Annotated in this window: 1 protein-coding gene; it reads left to right on the forward strand. The window is 71.4% G+C overall.

Features of this window, described 5'->3' with window-relative positions; all coding sequences use genetic code 11:
• A partial coding sequence (locus ACZ3GY_RS24250) for a hypothetical protein (protein WP_465912322.1) occupies nt 1–239 on the forward strand: 239 nt, incomplete at its 5' end.
• Nucleotides 240–262: the final 23 nt, after the last annotated feature.

The following is a 262-nucleotide window of genomic DNA, read 5'->3' on the forward strand; positions in this document are numbered from 1 at the left end:
TCCTGGCGATCGAGCTGGTCGCCTTCGGCGGGTTCACCGTCCGCTTCCGACCGCAGCCCGAAGGCCGCGAGGCCTTCTGGGGTCACGCCCACTTCATCTCGGCCGGAGCCGCGATCGGGTCGGTCTGGCTGGTCCTCCAGGCAATCGCCACGGACGCGGCCTGGGTCATCGTCGGGTTCGTGGCCACGGCGGTCTATCTCCTGCTCGACGCCTTGCAGGCGAAGCTCGCGAGCGACTGAGCGCGGCCGGCCGAGGACGCGCC

Source organism: Pseudomonas sp. PME37.24/006, assembly GCF_055556635.1.